We start from the raw sequence: 18,744 nt of genomic DNA on the forward strand, positions 1-18,744 counted from the left end.
CCTTTGATGGTATTTTTTTCTCATATTTTATCATACCATCACACTCTGGGACTGTACACCAGCTTTTATTAAATTAGTAATCTATCTTTACCAAATATAAGCCAAAAGGTGGTGCAGTAACTCCAGCGGCACTTCTTTTGCATTGGTTTAATATATTTAGCATTTCTTGCGGATTGGTTCTATTTTTTCCAAATTCAACTAAAGTACCCACAATAATCCTCACTTGGTTATGTAAAAAGGAAATAGCAGATATTTTGATGTGTATATGATTCCCATTTTGTATTATATCGATATCATCAATTGTTCTTATCGGATTTGCGGCTTGACAATCTTTTGAACGGAAACTTGAAAGGTCATGTTTTCCAAGTAGATGTTTAGCAGCTTCACGCATAATATTTACATCAAGTGGGCTAAACACTTGCCATACATAACCCGTCTCCAGAGCGGCAGGAGCATAGCGATTAACTATTCTATATTCGTAATATCTTTTTTTTGCTGAAAACCGTGCGTGAAACGCATCATCTACAACTTCTGCATTAAGCACGACTATAGGAATTGATTTTAAATGATAGTTTATTGCATTCCTTATTCTATAAAGCTCAAATTCCTTTTCCATATCAAAATGAGCAACTTGTCCTAAAGCATGAACTCCTGCATCAGTCCTGCCACCACAGTACAAAGTAACTTTCTCACCACTAAAATTAAATATAGCATTTTCTATCTTCTCCTGGATTGAGTTAGCAGAGTGTTGCTGTTTTTGCCAACCAGAGAAATTACTACCATTATATTCTACCGTTATTTTGTATCGCACTGCATTACATCAAGCTCTATCTAAAATAGTCATTTTCTATCTTAACATAATTTATGGTCAAGCCTACAGTGCTGCCACTCCCATAAAGTAGTTCGTCCAATCTTAAATCTTGCTGCCACTGCTTCTCTGCCTTCTCCTTCGTCTAGGCTCTGTGGACAAAATTTTAGAGAAGCCATACAAGAGCTCCAACAAAATTGAGAAAACCCATAAAAACCTCAGCAGTTTTATCAAATCTGGAAAAAATGCGCCTAAAATTTTTAATTTTACCAAAAAAACACTCAATCAAATGACGTTCTTTGTAGATATGCTCATCGTAATACCTTTGCACTTTTCGATTCCGTTTTGGCGGAATAACTACTGTACATCCCTTGTCTTCAAGACTTGTAACAAAGGCATTGCTATCGTAGCCCTTGTCAGCTACTACAGTAGAGTTATAGATACTTTCGGTCAACACTTGTGCCTGCGTAATTTCATTTCTTTGACCAGGAGTCAGAGTAAATTTAAGTGGATTTCCAAGTGCATCGACAAGCGCATGTATTTTAGTTGTAAAGCCACCTTTGCTCCTCCCTAAAGCTTCTTGATCCTTGGAGTTTTTTGTATATCCAGATGAACATGGATGGGCTCGGATGATCGTACCGTCGATTATAGCAACTTCTAAATCAGGCTCTTGTTTAGTATATTCAAGCAATTTTTTCCAGACATCTCTTTCACACCATCTTTTAAATCGCTTATGTATACTCCTGTAATTACCATAAGTTTTTGGTAAAAGTCTCCATTGGCAACCACTTCGCACTATGTACCACACTGCCTCTATGAATATTCTCAAACGTTTTTCATCTTTGCTGTGCATTCCTTTTACGCTTTTTATGAACTCTAAAATTTGTTTCCAATTTTCCTCTTTGATGTAATATTGCATATGGTAGTTTCTCCATTTTTTACCTATTAGGCTAAACTACCATCTTTTTCTCTCTTTTCATATTTTTTGTCCACAGAGCCTAGAAATTGAAGGGATATTAAATAGTGGTGATATTAAAGAAAAAGATGTTTTATCAGGAAAGTACGACTTTGCAAATATTGAGATATTTCTTGTGAATTATAAAGACTTGACCCAGGGGACAATGAATCTACATTCAGGAACTTTTGGTAAAGTGACATTAAGTAGTGGAAGATTTATTGTTGAAATTAGAGGGCTCTCAGCAAAGCTTGAGAGAAGCATAGCAGAATTATACTCTCCTGCATGCAGAGCACAATTTTGCGATGATAAATGTAAAGCCGATACTAAAAAATTTAGTAAAATAAGTACAATCACTAAAGTATAGCTCTTTTCATAATAGTCCGGAAAGTTCATAGAAAAGCAGAATCAACAGCATGACGAAAAGATGTGAATAGAGGAATGTTTTTCCTAGCTCTGTTTTTTATAGCAAACCAATGATGCTCAATTTTGTTAAAATCGGGAGAATAAGGCGGTAGATATAAAATTTCTGCACCAACTCCTTTAGCAAGTTCAGTAATCTTATTAGACTTATGAAAAGTAGCATTATCAAGGATAACAGTTTGTCCAGGTTCCAAAATCGGTGTTAGGAACTGCTCAAACCATTTATTAAAGATATCCATATTACAGTGGCCTTCAAATGTTAACGGAACAACTATTTTTCTGCCGTTTAAGGCTGCAATCATACTGATTCGTTGAATTTTTTTACCAGATTTTAGAGCATAAAACCGCTGTCCTTTCTGAGAATATCCATAGGGATAGTCTTCGGTATTATCAATACCAGATTCATCTATATATACTAAGTTTTGAGGTTCTTTTGTTGCTATAATTTTCAAAAATTCAGCACGTTTTTCTTCATTCCTTTCTTTGTATCCATATGTCTTTTTTTGCGTGTGAGTCCAATTTTTTTAAGAGCTCGATGAATCGTTGGGATACTAACATTACTCCAAAGCTTAGCCATTTCCGATAGAGTTTTTCCACCATGTTTTTTGGCAAATTCAGTAAATTTATTCCAGTCGGTAATTTTGTGATTATAACCTCCATTTCCAAGTTTTTTCGACTGAAAATCTCCTGTTTCTTTTTTTCTTTGCTGCCACTCCCATAATGTAGTTCTTCCAATTTTAAATCTTGCTGCTACCGTTTCTCTGCTTTCCCCTTCGTCTAGCACTTCCATTGCTTTTTTTCTTAAATCATAACTATATGCTGCTGGCATACTTACCTTCACTACTATAAACTCTTATTTTAACCCGTTTGGACCATTATGAAAAGAGCTATACTAGGCTCTGTGGACAAAATTTTAGAGAAGCCATACAAGAGCTCCAACAAAATTGAGAAAACCCATAAAAACCTCAGCAGTTTTATCAAATCTGGAAAAAATGCGCCTAAAATTTTTAATTTTACCAAAAAAACACTCAATCAAATGACGTTCTTTGTAGATATGCTCATCGTAATACCTTTGCACTTTTCGATTCCGTTTTGGCGGAATAACTACTGTACATCCCTTGTCTTCAAGACTTGTAACAAAGGCATTGCTATCGTAGCCCTTGTCAGCTACTACAGTAGAGTTATAGATACTTTCGGTCAACACTTGTGCCTGCGTAATTTCATTTCTTTGACCAGGAGTCAGAGTAAATTTAAGTGGATTTCCAAGTGCATCGACAAGCGCATGTATTTTAGTTGTAAAGCCACCTTTGCTCCTCCCTAAAGCTTCTTGATCCTTGGAGTTTTTTGTATATCCAGATGAACATGGATGGGCTCGGATGATCGTACCGTCGATTATAGCAACTTCTAAATCAGGCTCTTGTTTAGTATATTCAAGCAATTTTTTCCAGACATCTCTTTCACACCATCTTTTAAATCGCTTATGTATACTCCTGTAATTACCATAAGTTTTTGGTAAAAGTCTCCATTGGCAACCACTTCGCACTATGTACCACACTGCCTCTATGAATATTCTTAAACGTTTTTCATTTTTGCTGTGCATTCCTTTTACGCTTTTTATGAACTCTAAAATTTGTTTCCAATTTTCCTCTTTGATGTAATATTGCATATGGTAGTTTCTCCATTTTTTACCTATTAGGCTAAACTACCATCTTTTTCTCTCTTTTCATATTTTTTGTCCACAGAGCCTAGAACAGCCAGCTGCCCAAAAGGGGTTTAACGGGTCAGGGTTTAACATGTAGTTGCTATATCAAACTCTCCATCTCATATTGAGAATCAGATGCAATGCCATACACTCTATTTGGCGGAGCAATTTTGTTCTCTATACCAAAAACTATACCTTCAATTATTGCTGTGAGTACTTTTTCAAGGTTACAGTCTGCTCCAGGAACACGGTGCTCTAGGCGGCATCTTTTCGAATCGTTGCCAAAATAGGGAATTCTTATCGCAGCAGTTCTGTTATTTACCCCCCAACTAATCGTAGTTGGAGTGTGAATATCCGGGTACTGAAATCTTAAATATGAATCATCATTTGGAGCAAAAAACAACATATGTTTTTTCATCATTGCACATAATCCTCCAATACTGTGAATCAGATAGTCACTGTACTTTTGCTCATTGATATAAAATAAGTTATCGTTATTTGAATTCACGAGATTAACATGCACATTTAATGCACTGCCTGCTCTATCCAAATAGGGCTTTGCTTTAAAAGAAACATTCCCACCTAGTTTTTGTGCTGTTTCAGTAAGTGATTGTTTTGCTAACTCAAAATGCTTAATTAAATTGTCGGAGTTCGTATAACAACCACTTTTTATCTCATACTGATGTGTAGAATTCTCCTTCTCGCAAGAAAATTCAAGAGATGCTATTTTATTTTTGATGCTATTCAGAAATAAGTATTCTTTTTCTATTCCTTCAATGTAAAACTCTAGTTCAATACCGAATACAGCATAACAACTCAAATTACTTAATATAATCATAAATTTGCTTCAGTAAATCTATATTAGGTTAGCTATATTTATATGAATACTTTACTTATTTGCCAGTAAATTTAACATCTTATTTATACATAATGTATTACTGTTTTTAATAGCATGCTTCTAATCCTCGATACAAGCGACATTTACAAATTTTTCATTTTTTTGAAATAAAAATGATCAATTTTAATGTTTTTATACCCTTTACAACCCATCAAAAAATCACCATAATTTTTAGTATGTATTAAGTAGTATTAGCTTTTCATTTTGCAGTAAGCTATTGATTATCTTATATTTTTCTAATTATTGCTTTTTTCTTGGTGTGGTATATGAACTTAACTAGCCCTAAGGTTTCTACTATGTTTTTTGATCAGATTATTACAGTAACGGATCACAATGTTACTTGGGAAAAAATCCAAAATTGTCTTTATAATCTTTATGGAGAAGCAACATATAATAGCTGGCTGAGTTCACTAAAATTTGTCAGTAGCAGAAATGGGGAAGTTCTTTTATCCGTGTCAACAAGGTTTATAAAAGAGTGGATTACAGTTCATTACATGAAAAAAATATTATCATTATGGCAAAGCGAAGATAAAAGTATACGTTCTATTGATATTCAAGTAATTGAGGAGAGGAATTCAAATTTTAATGTTATACTAAAAAACAGAGAGGAAAGTAATCATAATCTTGGTTCGCCGCTGGATCCAAGGTTCACCTTTGATAATTTTGTAGTGGGAAAGCCAAATGAATTAGCATTTACGGCGGCAAAGCGTGTGGCAGAATCTATAGATCCAATATTAGGCAGCAATCCTTTGTTTCTATATGGTGGAGTGGGACTTGGTAAAACACATCTAATGCATGCTATAGCTTGGCACATAGTTAATTCCCCATCAGCAAAAAGAAAAGTGGTGTATTTATCAGCAGAGAAATTCATGTACCAATATATTACAGCGCTGCGAAGCAAAGATATTATGTTATTTAAAGAGCAATTTAGATCAGTAGATGTATTGATGGTAGATGATGTGCAATTTATCAGTGGTAAAGATAGTACACAAGAAGAATTTTTTCACACTTTCAATGCATTGATAGACCAAAATAAACAATTGGTTATATCAGCTGATAGGTCTCCTAGTGATCTTGATGGAGTGGAAGAAAGAATAAAATCACGACTCGGTTGGGGGTTGGTGGCAGATATTAATGAAACAACTTTTGAATTAAGGCTTGGTATATTGCAGGCAAAAGTGGAGCAGATGAATATGTATGTTCCGAAAGATGTCCTAGAGTTTTTAGCAAGGAACATAAAATCTAATATAAGAGAATTAGAAGGAGCATTAAATAAGGTTACCCATACCTCATTAATTGGAAGAAGTATGACGGTAGAATCAGCTAGTGAAACCCTAATCGATCTTCTTAGGTCAAATCATAGGTCAGTCACAATAGAAGAAATACAAAAGAAAGTAGCTGAATTTTTCAATATAAAGGTTGCAGATATGCAATCCAATAGAAGGCTTCGCAGTCTTGCAAGGCCAAGACAAATAGCTATGTATTTTGCCAAAAAATTTACGCAAAAAAGCCTACCAGATATTGGGAGAAACTTTGGTGGCAGAGACCATGCTACTGTTATACATGCAGTAAAACAAGTAGAAAATTTTATAAAGACCGACTCAAAATTTGCTGATGAAATCAATCGATTAAAAAAAATGTTTAAGTAGCGTTTTTGAAATAGCTAATAACAAATCCTAAAATGAATCGACTATAGTTTTAATCCGTTTAAGTTTAAAATCTTCTGTTAGCTTCGCAGAATACATTTCCTTATTGTGTTGATTATAGAAGGTAAATTCGTGATCATCTAAATTTAGTATTGCAAAGCCAAAGCCAAAAAAGTTTCTAACCTCGTGTGCTAAGTAGTTTTTACCATTTGAATAGTCAAATTCTACATTTTGATAAACAGATTCTTGATCTTGAGCGTGTAATGATGCACCACCGTTTCCAACTATAATTTGGTCTGGAACATTATCCATTAATAAAATCTGGGCTATATGAATGTGGCCAGAAACTATGGTAGTAACATTGCTTGGAAATTTATCTCCAAAAGCTTCGATTTGTGTAAGATTACCATGGCTTTTTAATGTCAAAAATTCTTTTTTTGGAGATCTCCAAAGCGGTTTATGAGTTAAAAACCACATGGGCTTGTCAGAACTATTTTGTATCAATTTATCAAATTGCCTCTCAAAAGCATCAATTGTGCTTTGGGTTGTAAAAATATCCTCACCGGATGAAGAGTCGAAGATAAAAAATTTCATCGGTCCAGCATCTAAGGACCAACTAGAAACGAAGTTTCCACATTTTTCAGACGAAAAGGGGTATGAATCTAGATACCTGAACCATCCTTCATAAGCTCTATCACAACTCTCATGGTTTCCACGAACAAAAAGGAAAGGGGATTGTGATAAAATATCCTTTGCAGGCTCAAACCAATCAGCGTACCAAACTTCTTTATTATATCCATAAATATCGCCACACTTTTTTGTATTTCTACATTTTGTTTGTCTATAATGATAATCACCAACATGGATAATTAAATCTGGTTTATGAAGGGCGATTGAATCTAAATTTTTTTTTAAAGGCCAGCTATCTACCGAATTACATTCCTGCTGAAATAACATATTTATTCTACAGCCCGTGTCACCAATGAAAGCAATTTTATTAACCTTTTTTGGTAATATAGGAACCCGTAGATCCTCAATACTAATGTTTTTGGCACTTGTTTGTACTGTCAGTTCACAAACTGTTTCGTTATGATCACCATTGTTAATTGAGCTGCGATTCAGCATTTCTGTTTCCTCGCCATCAACATAAACAATGGGACACATGTCATTGTCCGTAATTGCGCGTATGCTTAGTTTATTTTCTGGGATAACTTGAGACCATGTGTATAATATTTGTGCATGGACGAAATGAAAGCTAGTTATAAGAGAGAGAGCTAAAAAAATAAAGATATTAGCTATATTCATTTGTATAAAAACCTAAGTTAAAAATTAGTAGTAAGGTTATCTTAAATGATTAAAATTTATAATCACAAAATTCATAATCAAATTATACAAACAATTTCTAAATTATTCTAGTATCAGATTGACACTCTAGATGAAAAATTCTAAAATGATTAAGTAATTTAAAATAATTATATAAAAACTAGAATATAGTGCGGCCGTGGTGGAATTGGTAGACACGCAGCGTTGAGGTCGCTGTGGCTCATAAGGCCTTGGAAGTTCAAGTCTTCTCGGCCGCACCAGTTTTTATCGCTGTTTAATATGGGTAAAAATGTTTATAGGAAATCAGAGTAGCAATAAGGTAGAAAGAGCTATCAGCGAAATCAGGCGCGGTCGGCCAATTGTAATATATGATGAAAGTAATTACCTATTGTTTGCTGCTGCTGAGGCTTTAGAAAGAGATTTATTTAATCAATACAAGCTTATATCAAGCAATGTATATGTTACTTTAACTTCAAGTAAGGTAAAATACATATCTCAGAATAAAGAACATAACAGCAAACGTCTGTTGGTGAATAATTTTGATGAACTGCTCCATTTAATAAACTGTTCAAAGGAAGATTGCATAAAAGAGTTGCAATGCTCAAAGACAATAGATGAATGTGCTATTGCCTTGCTTAAGTTCTCAGAATTATTGCCATATGCGTTAGTGGCTGATATGACTTTTGAGAATAATCATGAAATGCGAAATTGGTGCGAGAAAAATGACGTTATTGCACTGGACACGTCATTCATAAATAATTTTCAAGAAAATCAGGATGTATATGAAGTGTGCAAAACATCATTATTTTTAAAACAGACTCAAGAAGTAAATATCATATCTTATAGAACCGAAAGTGGTGGAAGAGAACATCATGCAATTATCATTGGCAATCCAGATAAAGATGGCGAACCATTAGTAAGAATTCATTCTTCGTGTTATACGGGTGACTTGTTAGATAGCTTGTCATGCGATTGCAGAAGTCAGTTACATCAAGCAATTCAAATGATAGCTGACTCTGGAAGTGGTATTATATTGTATTTGATGCAAGATGGAAGGGGCATTGGTTTAACTAATAAGTTAAGAGCGTACAGTATGCAAAGAGGACATAATCTTGATACTGTTGATGCAAATAGAACATTGGGTTTTGAAGATGATGAAAGGAGTTTTGCTGTTGCAGCTAAAATGCTTAAGAAATTGAACATTAACAAAATCCAATTACTTACAAACAATGATAGAAAATTGTCAGAATTGGAAAGTAGTGGTATAGGAGTTACAAAGTGTCTACCACTTATTGTGGAACGTAATAAATATAACGATTCATATATGGAGACAAAATTTGGTAAATTAGGCCATAGATTAAGAGTTTTTTAGCTTTTTTGCTGTAACTACTTTGTTAATTTGCTATGTTTATTAACATAAGTTAAGATTTTTAGGAATACTAAAATGCTAAGATTTTTTAAACGAGAAAAAAATACTGAATCCTTAGATAAGGATATAAATTGGAATTCAAACCGCTACAGCACAGTTATTGCTCAAAGAAATATTCTACTTTTATTTGCATTAATATTATTAGCAACGATCTCTATCAGCATATTAGTCATATTTAAAATTAGCACAAGTAGCACTATTGAGCCATTTGTTATAGAAATTGACAAGAAATCAGGAATAGTGCAATTGGTTGATCCTGTCACAGTAAAAGAGTATTCTGCAGATGAAGCGCTAAACGATTATTTTATTTCAGAGTATATAAAAGCAAGGGAGGTTTTTGATCCATATCATTATAATTATAACTATTATACAAAGGTGAGGTTGTTTTCCTCACCTAATGTGTATAATGAATTTAGAAATTATATAGGATCGCAGAATATGGATGATCTTTTTAATTTATATTCAGATACCAAAAGTGAATTTAAAATTCGCTCAATTCAAAAATTGGGTAACGATGCTCTTCAGGTGAGATTTTTTGTGGAATTTACACGGAAAGATGGAAGTTTCACAAGAAAAAACAAGATAGTTATTATGTCATATAGGTATGCATCGCTTGAAATGGATGATCAGCAAAGATATATTAACCCATTAGGATTTCAAGTTATTTCATATAGAGTAGATGATGAATATGTATAGGATATTATTAGTTTTAGCTTTACTTGTCAGTGGCAATTTAAACGCATCCATTAATTATAATGAGCCTATTTCTGTAGATAGTAGAATAAAGACTTTTGTGTATAGCCCTAATGAAGTATTTACGGTGGTTTTTAGTCAGGGTTACTATTCTTATATTGAATTTGCGGAAGGAGAAAAAGTTAAAAATATCGCTGTTGGTGATGCATCAAGTTGGAAAATTAATCCTTATGACAATAAATTGCTTATCATGCCATTTGAAGTTAGTAGTCGCACTAACATGATTATTATGACAACTAAAAAAAGAAATTACATTTTTGATTTAATCTCAAGGCCAAACTACGATAAATACCCGGATACTGATGCTAAGAAAGTGGATCACGATTATTCTGCTGAAAAGGATATATCTTACGTAGTACGTTTTTATTATCCTCAAGAAGAAGGTGAATTTGATGTTGATTTAGATGAGGTTTCTTTACCTACTCAAATGCAATATACTACAGACAAGCTAGAAAAAATAATACAAGCATCGAACAGACGAAATCTGTCAAATCAGAAAGAAACACACAAATTTAAGTTTTTAGTAGTTTTCAAGTATAGTTGTACAGGAAGCGCCTCTGCAGTTATGACCGACATTTTCAATGGTGCCTAAGTGCCCGTATGCAAGGATGGTTTTGGAAGGAACGGTCAAATCATTGATGGAGTCATTTAGACTACCTCGGTTAGGAGATTGTACTATCAACCGTTCCAAGCTGAAGCGTTTCCCTATTACAAATTATATGTAGGAGTTACCATGAAAAAAGTAAAAAGTAAATTAGAAATAGTGAATCCTAATGCAGCAGGAATAGACATTGGTTCAGCTGTACACTATGTGTGTGTACCTGAAGGAAGAGATGAACAACGCGTTCAGAAATTTGGCTGCTTTACTGAAGACCTTCATAACTTAGCACAGTGGTTGAAAAAGTGTAAAGTTACAACAGTAGCTATGGAATCAACAGGAGTATATTGGATTCCTTTATTTCAAATACTTGAGTCATACAAATTCGAGGTAAGATTGGTAAATGCACGGCATGTAAAGAATGTACCTGGTAGGAAGTCTGACGTTCAAGATTGCCAATGGCTCCAACAACTGCATAGCTACGGACTGCTTCATGGATCGTTTAGGCCAGATAATCAGATGTGTGTATTGCGCAGTTACGTGCGGCAACGCAAAAATCTCACTGAAAGTGCATCTACACATATTCTGCGTATGCAGAAGGCATTAATTCAAATGAATATACAATTACACAAGGTTATTAGTCATATTACTGGGATAACTGGTATGAAAATCATTGAAGCTATAATTGAAGGCGAAAGAGATCCTGAGAAATTGGCTAAATTCAGGGATGCACGAATAAAAAATGATCAGTCTACTATTGCAAAAGCGTTAGCTGGTGACTATAGAGAGGAACACTTATTCACGCTAAAGCAAGAATTTGAACTATATAATATTTATCAAGAAAAAATAGCAGAATGTGATAGAAATATTGAAGCCTATTATAAAACGTTTGAAACAAAGTCTTGTGAAAGCAAACAGCTAAGTAAGCAAAAGAATAAAAATAGCAAAAGTAAGCCAAGCTTTGCTTTGTATGAGGAACTGCACCGAATAACTGGTATGGATTTCACTAAAATTCCTGGATTTGATGTATTAAGTATACAAACCATAGTTTCAGAAGTTGGTATAAACCATAGTAAATGGCCAACAGAAAAGCACTTTTCATCGTGGTTGGGACTCAGTCCTGCTAATAAAGTTACAGGGGAAAAAGTGTTTAACACAAGAACACGTAAAGTCATTAACCGTGCTGCAAATGCTTTGCGAATAGCTGCTCATTCTGTAGGAAATAGTAAAAGTGCGTTGGGTGCATACTACAGAAGATTGAAAAAACGACTAGGAGCACCAAAAGCAATAACAGCTACTGCAAGAAAAATGGCATGCATATTTTATAGTATGCTCAAATACGGACAGGAATATGTAGAAAAAGGAATGGAATACTATGAAACACGCTATAAAGATAGAACTGTAAAAAATTTGATCAAAAAAGCGAGCGAATTTGGCTACATATTAGTTCAACAAGAAGAGTTAGTTGAGTGAGTTTCTTAGGAGAAAATGATACGAAGTACAATTATACATATATTGATGAAGGTGGTAATGCGGATATAGTTCCGATTGAGTTATTTGATGATGGTTATTTAACCTATTTAAAATTTAGAAATAATAATAAAATACCTCAGATTTTTGTAGAAGGGGAGGATAAACCTTGTAAAAGGCTGTTATTTGATGATTATGTTATAATAAAAGGAGTACATAAAAAGCTATTTATGCGTTATGAAGATGGTGAAGTTGAAATTATAAATAGGTCACTTTAGCTGTGGTACATGCAATATGAATAAAGAAAGGCGTAACAATTCAGAAGATGAATCAGAAATAGAGAATAAGGTAGTAACAGTTGGCTCTAATCAAGGTCATAGGGCATTGATGGTCATTATTTTAGTGCTTCTGGCTGGTGGAGTGTATTATCTCTATTTTAGTCCTTCTCCTAAAGAGGGTTCAGAAGTTATTAAAAAAGAGGAAACAAAGCAAAACGTTCAAGAATTGAAAGGAAAGTTGGAGCAAGTTCCAGATAATGTAATGGTTCCTGAAAGAATAATAACTGATCCCTTACCACCCTTACCTCCTCTTCCTACACCACTAATCATACCAGAAATAAAACAAATTAGAAAAGAAGAAGTGATGAAAAAAGAAGAAGAGAAACCAAAAGAAACTCCTGTGTCAAATATACCTATTTTGCCAAAGCAAAATTTTCCTTCTAGTAATGTTATGGGCAATTTACCTACCTCATTTCCTACAATAGGGGGTGGCGGTTATCCTAGAGACAGACGTAGTGCACAAATGTTAACAATTTCAGGTGATAGTGGAGAGAACAAGGCTGCTGATGCTATTTTATCCGACACTTCAGCACAATCGAGCAAAGCTACCAGGGTAGGAAAGCTTGGTTTAATGATTACTCAAGGTAAAATTATTGATGCTGTCCTTGAAACTGCAATAAACTCTGATCTGCAAGGAATGCTGCGTGCTATGGTGAGTAGAGATGTTTATGCAGAAACTGGTGATACAGTTTTAATACCTAAAGGCTCAAGATTGATAGGCAGTTATTCATTTGACTCGAATGTTGCTAAATCTCGTGTAAATATAAACTGGAATAGAGTGATTCTGCCACATGGAATAGATATTGCAATCTCATCACTTGGTACTGACGAGCTTGGTAGAGCAGGGATAGCAGGAATAGTTGATAACAAAATAGTAAGTGCGTTATTCTCTTCAGTGACACTTGCTGGTGTTTCGATTGGTTCGGCTGTTATAGGGCAAAAGGCTTCTAATCTTATTGATGCGCTAACTGCCATGGATGCAGTGAAGTCTATCACTGCAACTGAAATAGATATTTCTTCTCTCAAAGGGGCTATTGTTGAGAGATTGGAGGGTGCTATAAAAGCTGGAGTTGAGAGTATAGGAGACGAAAAATGGAAATTGGGCCTTAAAGCTATTGAAGAAATTCGGAATGCTAAAAGTGATCAGGATTTACTGAGAATAATAAAGAAAGAAATAGTAAGTATGATAAAAAGTTCTGGAGCTAGTGAAGTTGATGCAATTACTAGTGACAATATTGGTATAACTTTAAACGATGTACGTCAACTGTTGAGGCAAACTCAGAAAAGAAGCAAGTCTGTTTATGATGAAGCAATTGGGAAATCAATCGAGGATTTTTCTAAAGATATGCGAGATGTAGTGGGCAGATATACAGATAAAAAACCAACTATTTATGTTGATCAAGGCACTGCATTGAAAGTATTTGTTAACCAAGATATAGTATTTCCTCCACAGGCAATATTAAATCAATGAAATGAACTATGCTGCACTTGATACATATTTGGAGCCATTACAAGGCATATTTCAAGAAGAAGGCGTAAATGAAATATCAATAAATAAGCCAAAGGAAGTATGGATTGAAAATCGTGGTGAAATAAGGTGTGAAAAATTAGAAGTATTCGATCTTAATCATTTGAAATCTCTTGGCAGACTGATTGCTCAAGCTACAGAACAAAAACTTAGCGAAGAAGCGCCGTTACTTTCGGCAACATTACCAAATGGTTACCGTATACAGATAGTATTTCCGCCAGTATGTGAACCTGATAAAGTAGTCATGTCGATTCGTAAGCCTTCTAGCATGCAATTAGCACTCGATGATTACGAAAAAATGGGGGCTTTTTCTGAAACTGTTACAGAAGCAACTGATAATCCAGTTGACCGTCATTTGGATTTACTGTTAAGGCAAAAAAAAATAAAAGAGTTTTTAGAATACGCTGTAATAAGTAAGAAAAATATTATAATTAGTGGTGGAACTTCCACTGGTAAGACTACTTTTACTAATGCTACTTTGCGTGCTATTCCAGCTGAGGAAAGAATTATTACTGTTGAGGATGCAAGGGAAATCGTTTTGAACGATCATCCCAATAAAGTCCATCTAATTGCCTCTAAAGGAGGGCAGGGCAGAGCAAAAGTAACCACTCAAGATTTGATAGAAGCGTGCTTACGTTTAAGGCCAGACAGAATAATAGTTGGTGAGCTCCGTGGAGCGGAAGCTTTTAGTTTTCTTAGGGCGATAAATACTGGTCACCCTGGATCAATATCAACCCTTCATGCGGATAGTCCAACAATGGCCCTTGAGCAAATAAAATTGATGGTTATGCAGGCAAATCTTGGCATTCCTCCAGACCAAATTATACCATACATTAGAAATGTGATTGATATTGTTATTCAGCTAAAAAGAACCGGTGGGGGCAAAAGAAGCATTTCTGAGATATTATTTACTAGATCTGCGAGCGAAAATGCTTAAATTTATACATAAGTTAAGGAAGAGTAGTTTATGAGTAATGGAAATCACCTACGTAATATTCTCATAGGAGGTATAGTAGCTTTTAGCGTACTTGAGTTTTGCTTCTATCTATCTGGTATATTGTTTGTTCTGTTTGCTGATGGTCCGGATGCTGTGGATTTTAAGGCAATTAATCCTAGTTTGACGCCTTTCCCTCAAGCTCTTTGGCCAACGATTTTTGATCATATACAATATTGTTGGCATCATCCAGAGTTATATAGCCTTGAGCTCAAAATCACATTAATTATATCTTCTGCACTGCCTATCATTGTTTTAATGATTATCTTATGGAATTTAAGAGAAAGGATAATTGAGTGGCGACCATTTAAAAAGAGAGAATCACTTCATGGAGATTCGCAGTGGGCATCAGAGAAAGACATACGAAAAGCAGGATTAAGAAGCAAAAAGGGATTATTGCTTGGTAAAGATAAAAGAGGATACTTCATTTCTGATGGGTTTCAGCATGCATTGTTATTTGCACCTACAGGTTCTGGTAAGGGTGTTGGCTTTGTAATTCCTAATTTATTATTTTGGACTGACTCGGTAATTGTACACGACATAAAATTAGAAAACTATGAAATAACAAGTGGTTGGCGAGAACGACAAGGACAAAAAGTATACGTATGGAATCCAGCGCAGCCAGATGGAATAAGTCACTGTTACAATCCATTACAATGGATTAGTGAAAAACCTGGGCAGATGGTTGACGATGTGCAGAAAATAGCTAACCTAATCATGCCTGAACAAGAATTTTGGCAGAATGAAGCAAGAAGCTTATTTGTTGGAGTGGTATTATACTTACTTGCTGCACCAGAGAAAGTTAAATCTTTTGGTGAAGTTGTGCGTACGATGCGTAGTGATGACGTGGTTTATAATCTTGCTGTTGCTCTTGATACAATGGGTAAAATACTACACCCTGTAGCATATATGAATATTGCAGCTTTTTTACAAAAAGCTGATAAAGAAAGGTCAGGTGTTGTATCAACCATGAACTCATCACTTGAATTGTGGGCAAACCCATTGATTGATACTGCAACTGCGTCGAGTGATTTTAATATTCTAGATTTTAAAAAGAAGAAAATTACAGTTTATGTTGGTTTAACTCCTGACAACTTGACTAGGCTCAGGCCTTTAATGCAGGTTTTTTACCAACAGGCAACTGAGTTTTTATGTAGAAAATTGCCATCGGATGACGAGCCTTATGGCGTATTGTTTTTAATGGATGAGTTTCCTACACTTGGAAAAATGGAGCAATTTCAAACAGGTATTGCATATTTTCGTGGTTATCGAGTTAGGTTATTCTTAATTGTTCAAGATACTGAGCAGCTCAAAGGAATATACGAAGAAGCAGGGATGAACTCCTTTTTGTCAAACTCGACTTACAGAATAACTTTTGCAGCCAATAATATTGAAACAGCTAATTTAGTATCGCAACTTATAGGAAACAAAACTGTACAACAAGAATCGTTGAATAAGCCTAAATTTTTAGATTTAAATCCTGCTTCAAGGTCATTACATATCTCTGAAATACAGAGAGCATTGCTATTGCCTCAAGAAGTTATTATGTTGCCACGTGACGATCAGATAATTTTAATAGAGTCGACTTACCCAATTAAATCAAAGAAAATTTTGTACTACAGTGATACCACCTTCACAAGAAGGCTGCTCAAGCAAACTCGTGTGCCTACACAAGAACCATATGACCCAAATAAAGTTCTTTCTGCCGCTGCGAGCAAAGAGAAGGTTAATAACGAGGGGAATAATGCTCTTGAGGGGCCTAATTCAGTTGATTATCCTGCTGAAACTAAAACAGAAGATGCAGTATATGATGAATCAGATGAATTTGCAGACGAAGATATTGATGATGAAGATATCGACGATAAGTTTGAAGATGATGATGACGGGTTTGATGATGAGGAAAAGAGCGATGATGGGTTTGATGACGAAGAAGAGGAGGATGAATTTGAAGATGAGGATAAATTAAAAAATGACGAGAAGTAAGGTTAACTTTGCCTATTTTTAGCTCAGAAAAGTGCAAGTTATGCAAATAATTAGGTTTTTCATATTAAGCCATTTTTAATTAATTAGTATTAGATTAGCTATTTTAACTAGGGGAGTAGTAATGATTAGTAAAAAAACATTAGCGGTTACAGCACTTGCTTTATTGTTGTCACAACAATCTTTTGCGAGTGAAACAGAAGGGTTTTACTTTGGTAGTGGGTATTATGGTCAATTTTTTAATGGCATGGGTGAACTAAAAACAAGCACTACAGATATCAAAAATTTGTCTATAAATGACAGGGATGCTCAGAACACAAAAGGTCAGTCACTAAGTGAGTATAAAGGAGATTATAATCCACCTTTTGCTGCAAATGTGGCACTTGGTTATACAGGGGAATTGGGTAACAACAGCTATAGGGCTGAATTGGAAGGGATGTATTCTTCTGTAAAAGTGGATAATATTGGTTTAACAAGTAGCCAAATAACTGTTTCATATCTAAAGGACATTGGTCAGAATGCTAATAAAGAAACTTATCTCTATAGTGCTGCAGTTAGTCATGACCAAATTGAGAACATATCTGTAATGGCAAATGTTTATCATCATTGGAAAAGTGACCGTTTCTCTTTTTCTCCTTACGTTGGTATTGGAGTCGGTGCAACAAGAATGACGATGTTTGAAAAACCGTCAATAAGACCCGCAGGTCAAGTAAAAGCTGGCTTTGACTATCGCATAAACGAAGATGTAAATATGCATATCGGATATAGAGGTTTTGGTGCTATTGGTGGCGATATTAAGCTTACAGCAGAAGAGTTAGGACAAGTGGTAGACGACCCTAATAATGATAAAAAAAAGAAGCTTGATCCTAGCTCGAGTAGCAAAGTATAGCTCTTTTCATAATAGTCCGGAAAGTTCATAGAAAAGCAGAATCAACAGCATGACGAAAAGATGTGAATAGAGGAATGTTTTTCCTAGGCTCTGTGGACAAAATTTTAGAGAAGCCATACAAGAGCTCCAACAAAATTGAGAAAACCCATAAAAACCTCAGCAGTTTTATCAAATCTGGAAAAAATGCGCCTAAAATTTTTAATTTTACCAAAAAAACACTCAATCAAATGACGTTCTTTGTAGATATGCTCATCGTAATACCTTTGCACTTTTCGATTCCGTTTTGGCGGAATAACTACTGTACATCCCTTGTCTTCAAGACTTGTAACAAAGGCATTGCTATCGTAGCCCTTGTCAGCTACTACAGTAGAGTTATAGATACTTTCGGTCAACACTTGTGCCTGCGTAATTTCATTTCTTTGACCAGGAGTCAGAGTAAATTTAAGTGGATTTCCAAGTGCATCGACAAGCGCATGTATTTTAGTTGTAAAGCCACCTTTGCTCCTCCCTAAAGCTTCTTGATCCTTGGAGTTTTTTGTATATCCAGATGAACATGGATGGCCTCGGATGATCGTACCGTCGATTATAGCAACTTCTAAATCAGGCTCTTGTTTAGTATATTCAAGCAATTTTTTCCAGACATCTCTTTCACACCATCTTTTAAATCGCTTATGTATACTCCTGTAATTACCATAAGTTTTTGGTAAAAGTCTCCATTGGCAACCACTTCGCACTATGTACCACACTGCCTCTATGAATATTCTTAAACGTTTTTCATCTTTGCTGTGCATTCCTTTTACGCTTTTTATGAACTCTAAAATTTGTTTCCAATTTTCCTCTTTGATGTAATATTGCATATGGTAGTTTCTCCATTTTTTACCTATTAGGCTAAACTACCATCTTTTTCTCTCTTTTCATATTTTTTGTCCACAGAGCCTAGCACTTCCATTGCTTTTTTTCTTAAATCATAACTATATGCTGCTGGCATACTTACCTTCACTACTATAAAC

General features: G+C 34.9%; 17 protein-coding genes, 1 tRNA gene and 2 pseudogenes. 12 read left to right on the plus strand and 8 right to left on the minus strand.

Annotated features, from left to right (window positions below):
* Window positions 1-73: 73 nt before the first annotated feature.
* Genes truA through OOK85_RS00225 form a run of 3 tightly spaced genes read right to left on the minus strand, consistent with a single transcriptional unit; the run spans window position 74 to window position 1,727 of the window.
* On the minus strand, window positions 74-811 hold the full coding sequence (gene truA / locus OOK85_RS00215) for a tRNA pseudouridine(38-40) synthase TruA (RefSeq protein WP_010963021.1): 738 nt from the start codon (window positions 809-811) through the stop codon (window positions 74-76).
* A gap of 41 nt (window positions 812-852) precedes the next feature.
* Window positions 853-987 carry a hypothetical protein gene (locus OOK85_RS00220; protein WP_264703279.1) on the minus strand — a complete coding sequence of 45 codons (135 nt, stop codon included), beginning with the start codon at window positions 985-987 and terminating at the stop codon, window positions 853-855.
* Entirely contained in the window at window positions 975-1,727 is a 753-nt protein-coding gene (locus tag OOK85_RS00225; protein WP_264702259.1) for an IS5 family transposase, read from the minus strand. The genes OOK85_RS00220 and OOK85_RS00225 overlap by 13 nt, the downstream gene beginning before the upstream one ends.
* A gap of 85 nt (window positions 1,728-1,812) precedes the next feature.
* Between OOK85_RS00225 and OOK85_RS00230 the strand changes: the two genes are divergently transcribed.
* Window positions 1,813-2,130, plus strand: coding sequence for a baseplate hub domain-containing protein (locus OOK85_RS00230; protein ID WP_264704100.1), 318 nt, complete (start codon window positions 1,813-1,815; stop codon window positions 2,128-2,130).
* A 25-nt stretch (window positions 2,131-2,155) separates the two neighbouring features.
* On the opposite strand, the gene OOK85_RS00235 is transcribed toward OOK85_RS00230, so the two are convergent.
* The 3 genes from OOK85_RS00235 to OOK85_RS00245 all read right to left on the minus strand — a co-directional run bounded on the left by OOK85_RS00235 (window position 2,156) and on the right by OOK85_RS00245 (window position 4,726).
* A protein-coding gene (locus tag OOK85_RS00235; RefSeq protein WP_264702431.1) for an IS630 family transposase occupies window positions 2,156-3,015 on the minus strand; the annotation gives its coding sequence in 2 pieces (ribosomal slippage) (window positions 2,156-2,691 and window positions 2,691-3,015; 861 coding nt in all).
* An 84-nt stretch (window positions 3,016-3,099) separates the two neighbouring features.
* A complete protein-coding gene (locus tag OOK85_RS00240) occupies window positions 3,100-3,852 on the minus strand; it encodes an IS5 family transposase (RefSeq protein ID WP_264702263.1) in 753 nt (250 codons plus the stop codon).
* Between the two features lie 136 nt (window positions 3,853-3,988).
* Entirely contained in the window at window positions 3,989-4,726 is a 738-nt protein-coding gene (locus OOK85_RS00245) for a type I glutamate--ammonia ligase (protein WP_264703281.1), read from the minus strand.
* Window positions 4,727-5,052: 326 nt separating this feature from the next.
* On the opposite strand from OOK85_RS00245, the gene dnaA reads away from it, so the two are divergent.
* Window positions 5,053-6,435, plus strand: a complete 1,383-nt coding sequence (gene dnaA / locus OOK85_RS00250) for a chromosomal replication initiator protein DnaA (RefSeq protein WP_010962298.1) — start codon at window positions 5,053-5,055, stop codon at window positions 6,433-6,435.
* 27 nt (window positions 6,436-6,462) lie between these two features.
* On the opposite strand, the gene OOK85_RS00255 is transcribed toward dnaA, so the two are convergent.
* On the minus strand, window positions 6,463-7,737 hold the full coding sequence (locus OOK85_RS00255; RefSeq protein ID WP_064125071.1) for a metallophosphoesterase: 1,275 nt from the start codon (window positions 7,735-7,737) through the stop codon (window positions 6,463-6,465).
* A 190-nt stretch (window positions 7,738-7,927) separates the two neighbouring features.
* Here OOK85_RS00255 and OOK85_RS00260 point away from each other — a divergent pair.
* From OOK85_RS00260 to OOK85_RS00305, 10 genes and pseudogenes are all read left to right on the plus strand, one after another.
* Window positions 7,928-8,015: transfer RNA gene (locus OOK85_RS00260), tRNA-Leu, on the plus strand.
* Between the two features lie 29 nt (window positions 8,016-8,044).
* Window positions 8,045-9,127 (plus strand): GTP cyclohydrolase II, encoded by a 1,083-nt coding sequence (locus OOK85_RS00265; RefSeq protein ID WP_065094641.1) that lies wholly within the window; start codon window positions 8,045-8,047, stop codon window positions 9,125-9,127.
* Between the two features lie 72 nt (window positions 9,128-9,199).
* Window positions 9,200-9,880 (plus strand): VirB8 family type IV secretion system protein, encoded by a 681-nt coding sequence (locus OOK85_RS00270; protein ID WP_264703288.1) that lies wholly within the window; start codon window positions 9,200-9,202, stop codon window positions 9,878-9,880.
* Window positions 9,867-10,460: pseudogene (locus OOK85_RS00275) on the plus strand (TrbG/VirB9 family P-type conjugative transfer protein); the annotation flags it as partial. The gene OOK85_RS00270 and the pseudogene OOK85_RS00275, both read left to right, overlap by 14 nt.
* Before the next feature lie 210 nt (window positions 10,461-10,670).
* The gene (locus tag OOK85_RS00280; RefSeq protein ID WP_264703292.1) at window positions 10,671-12,008 is read left to right on the plus strand and encodes an IS110 family RNA-guided transposase; all 1,338 of its coding nucleotides are present in this window, start codon (window positions 10,671-10,673) and stop codon (window positions 12,006-12,008) included.
* A gap of 11 nt (window positions 12,009-12,019) precedes the next feature.
* Window positions 12,020-12,283, plus strand: a pseudogene (locus tag OOK85_RS00285) (TrbG/VirB9 family P-type conjugative transfer protein); the annotation flags it as partial.
* Between the two features lie 16 nt (window positions 12,284-12,299).
* Entirely contained in the window at window positions 12,300-13,814 is a 1,515-nt protein-coding gene (locus OOK85_RS00290) for a TrbI/VirB10 family protein (RefSeq protein WP_264703294.1), read from the plus strand.
* A gap of 1 nt (window position 13,815) precedes the next feature.
* Window positions 13,816-14,808: a P-type DNA transfer ATPase VirB11 gene (virB11, locus tag OOK85_RS00295; protein WP_264703296.1), complete on the plus strand. Its 993-nt coding sequence runs from the start codon at window positions 13,816-13,818 to the stop codon at window positions 14,806-14,808.
* Window positions 14,809-14,838: 30 nt separating this feature from the next.
* A complete protein-coding gene (locus tag OOK85_RS00300) occupies window positions 14,839-16,848 on the plus strand; it encodes a type IV secretory system conjugative DNA transfer family protein (RefSeq protein ID WP_264703298.1) in 2,010 nt (669 codons plus the stop codon).
* A gap of 121 nt (window positions 16,849-16,969) precedes the next feature.
* Complete coding sequence (locus OOK85_RS00305; RefSeq protein ID WP_264703300.1) at window positions 16,970-17,734, plus strand: P44/Msp2 family outer membrane protein; 765 nt, start codon at window positions 16,970-16,972, stop codon at window positions 17,732-17,734.
* A 104-nt stretch (window positions 17,735-17,838) separates the two neighbouring features.
* Here OOK85_RS00305 and OOK85_RS00310 read toward each other — a convergent pair whose 3' ends face one another.
* Window positions 17,839-18,591, minus strand: coding sequence for an IS5 family transposase (locus OOK85_RS00310; protein ID WP_264702164.1), 753 nt, complete (start codon window positions 18,589-18,591; stop codon window positions 17,839-17,841).
* Window positions 18,592-18,744 lie beyond the last annotated feature (153 nt).

This window comes from Wolbachia endosymbiont (group A) of Volucella inflata, from assembly GCF_947250665.1.
Lineage (GTDB): Bacteria > Pseudomonadota > Alphaproteobacteria > Rickettsiales > Anaplasmataceae > Wolbachia > Wolbachia pipientis.

Coding starts and splice junctions, on each gene's coding strand:
- OOK85_RS00300 (WP_264703298.1), top strand. CDS start 14,839: ATGAGTAATGGAAATCACCTACGTAATATTCTCATAGGAGGTATAGTA.
- OOK85_RS00240 (WP_264702263.1), bottom strand. CDS start 3,852: ATGCAATATTACATCAAAGAGGAAAATTGGAAACAAATTTTAGAGTTC.
- OOK85_RS00290 (WP_264703294.1), top strand. CDS start 12,300: ATGAATAAAGAAAGGCGTAACAATTCAGAAGATGAATCAGAAATAGAG.
- OOK85_RS00270 (WP_264703288.1), top strand. CDS start 9,200: ATGCTAAGATTTTTTAAACGAGAAAAAAATACTGAATCCTTAGATAAG.
- OOK85_RS00305 (WP_264703300.1), top strand. CDS start 16,970: ATGATTAGTAAAAAAACATTAGCGGTTACAGCACTTGCTTTATTGTTG.
- OOK85_RS00280 (WP_264703292.1), top strand. CDS start 10,671: ATGAAAAAAGTAAAAAGTAAATTAGAAATAGTGAATCCTAATGCAGCA.
- virB11 (WP_264703296.1), top strand. CDS start 13,816: ATGAACTATGCTGCACTTGATACATATTTGGAGCCATTACAAGGCATA.
- dnaA (WP_010962298.1), top strand. CDS start 5,053: ATGAACTTAACTAGCCCTAAGGTTTCTACTATGTTTTTTGATCAGATT.
- OOK85_RS00255 (WP_064125071.1), bottom strand. CDS start 7,737: ATGAATATAGCTAATATCTTTATTTTTTTAGCTCTCTCTCTTATAACT.
- OOK85_RS00220 (WP_264703279.1), bottom strand. CDS start 987: ATGGCTTCTCTAAAATTTTGTCCACAGAGCCTAGACGAAGGAGAAGGC.
- OOK85_RS00225 (WP_264702259.1), bottom strand. CDS start 1,727: ATGCAATATTACATCAAAGAGGAAAATTGGAAACAAATTTTAGAGTTC.
- OOK85_RS00245 (WP_264703281.1), bottom strand. CDS start 4,726: ATGATTATATTAAGTAATTTGAGTTGTTATGCTGTATTCGGTATTGAA.
- OOK85_RS00310 (WP_264702164.1), bottom strand. CDS start 18,591: ATGCAATATTACATCAAAGAGGAAAATTGGAAACAAATTTTAGAGTTC.
- OOK85_RS00265 (WP_065094641.1), top strand. CDS start 8,045: ATGTTTATAGGAAATCAGAGTAGCAATAAGGTAGAAAGAGCTATCAGC.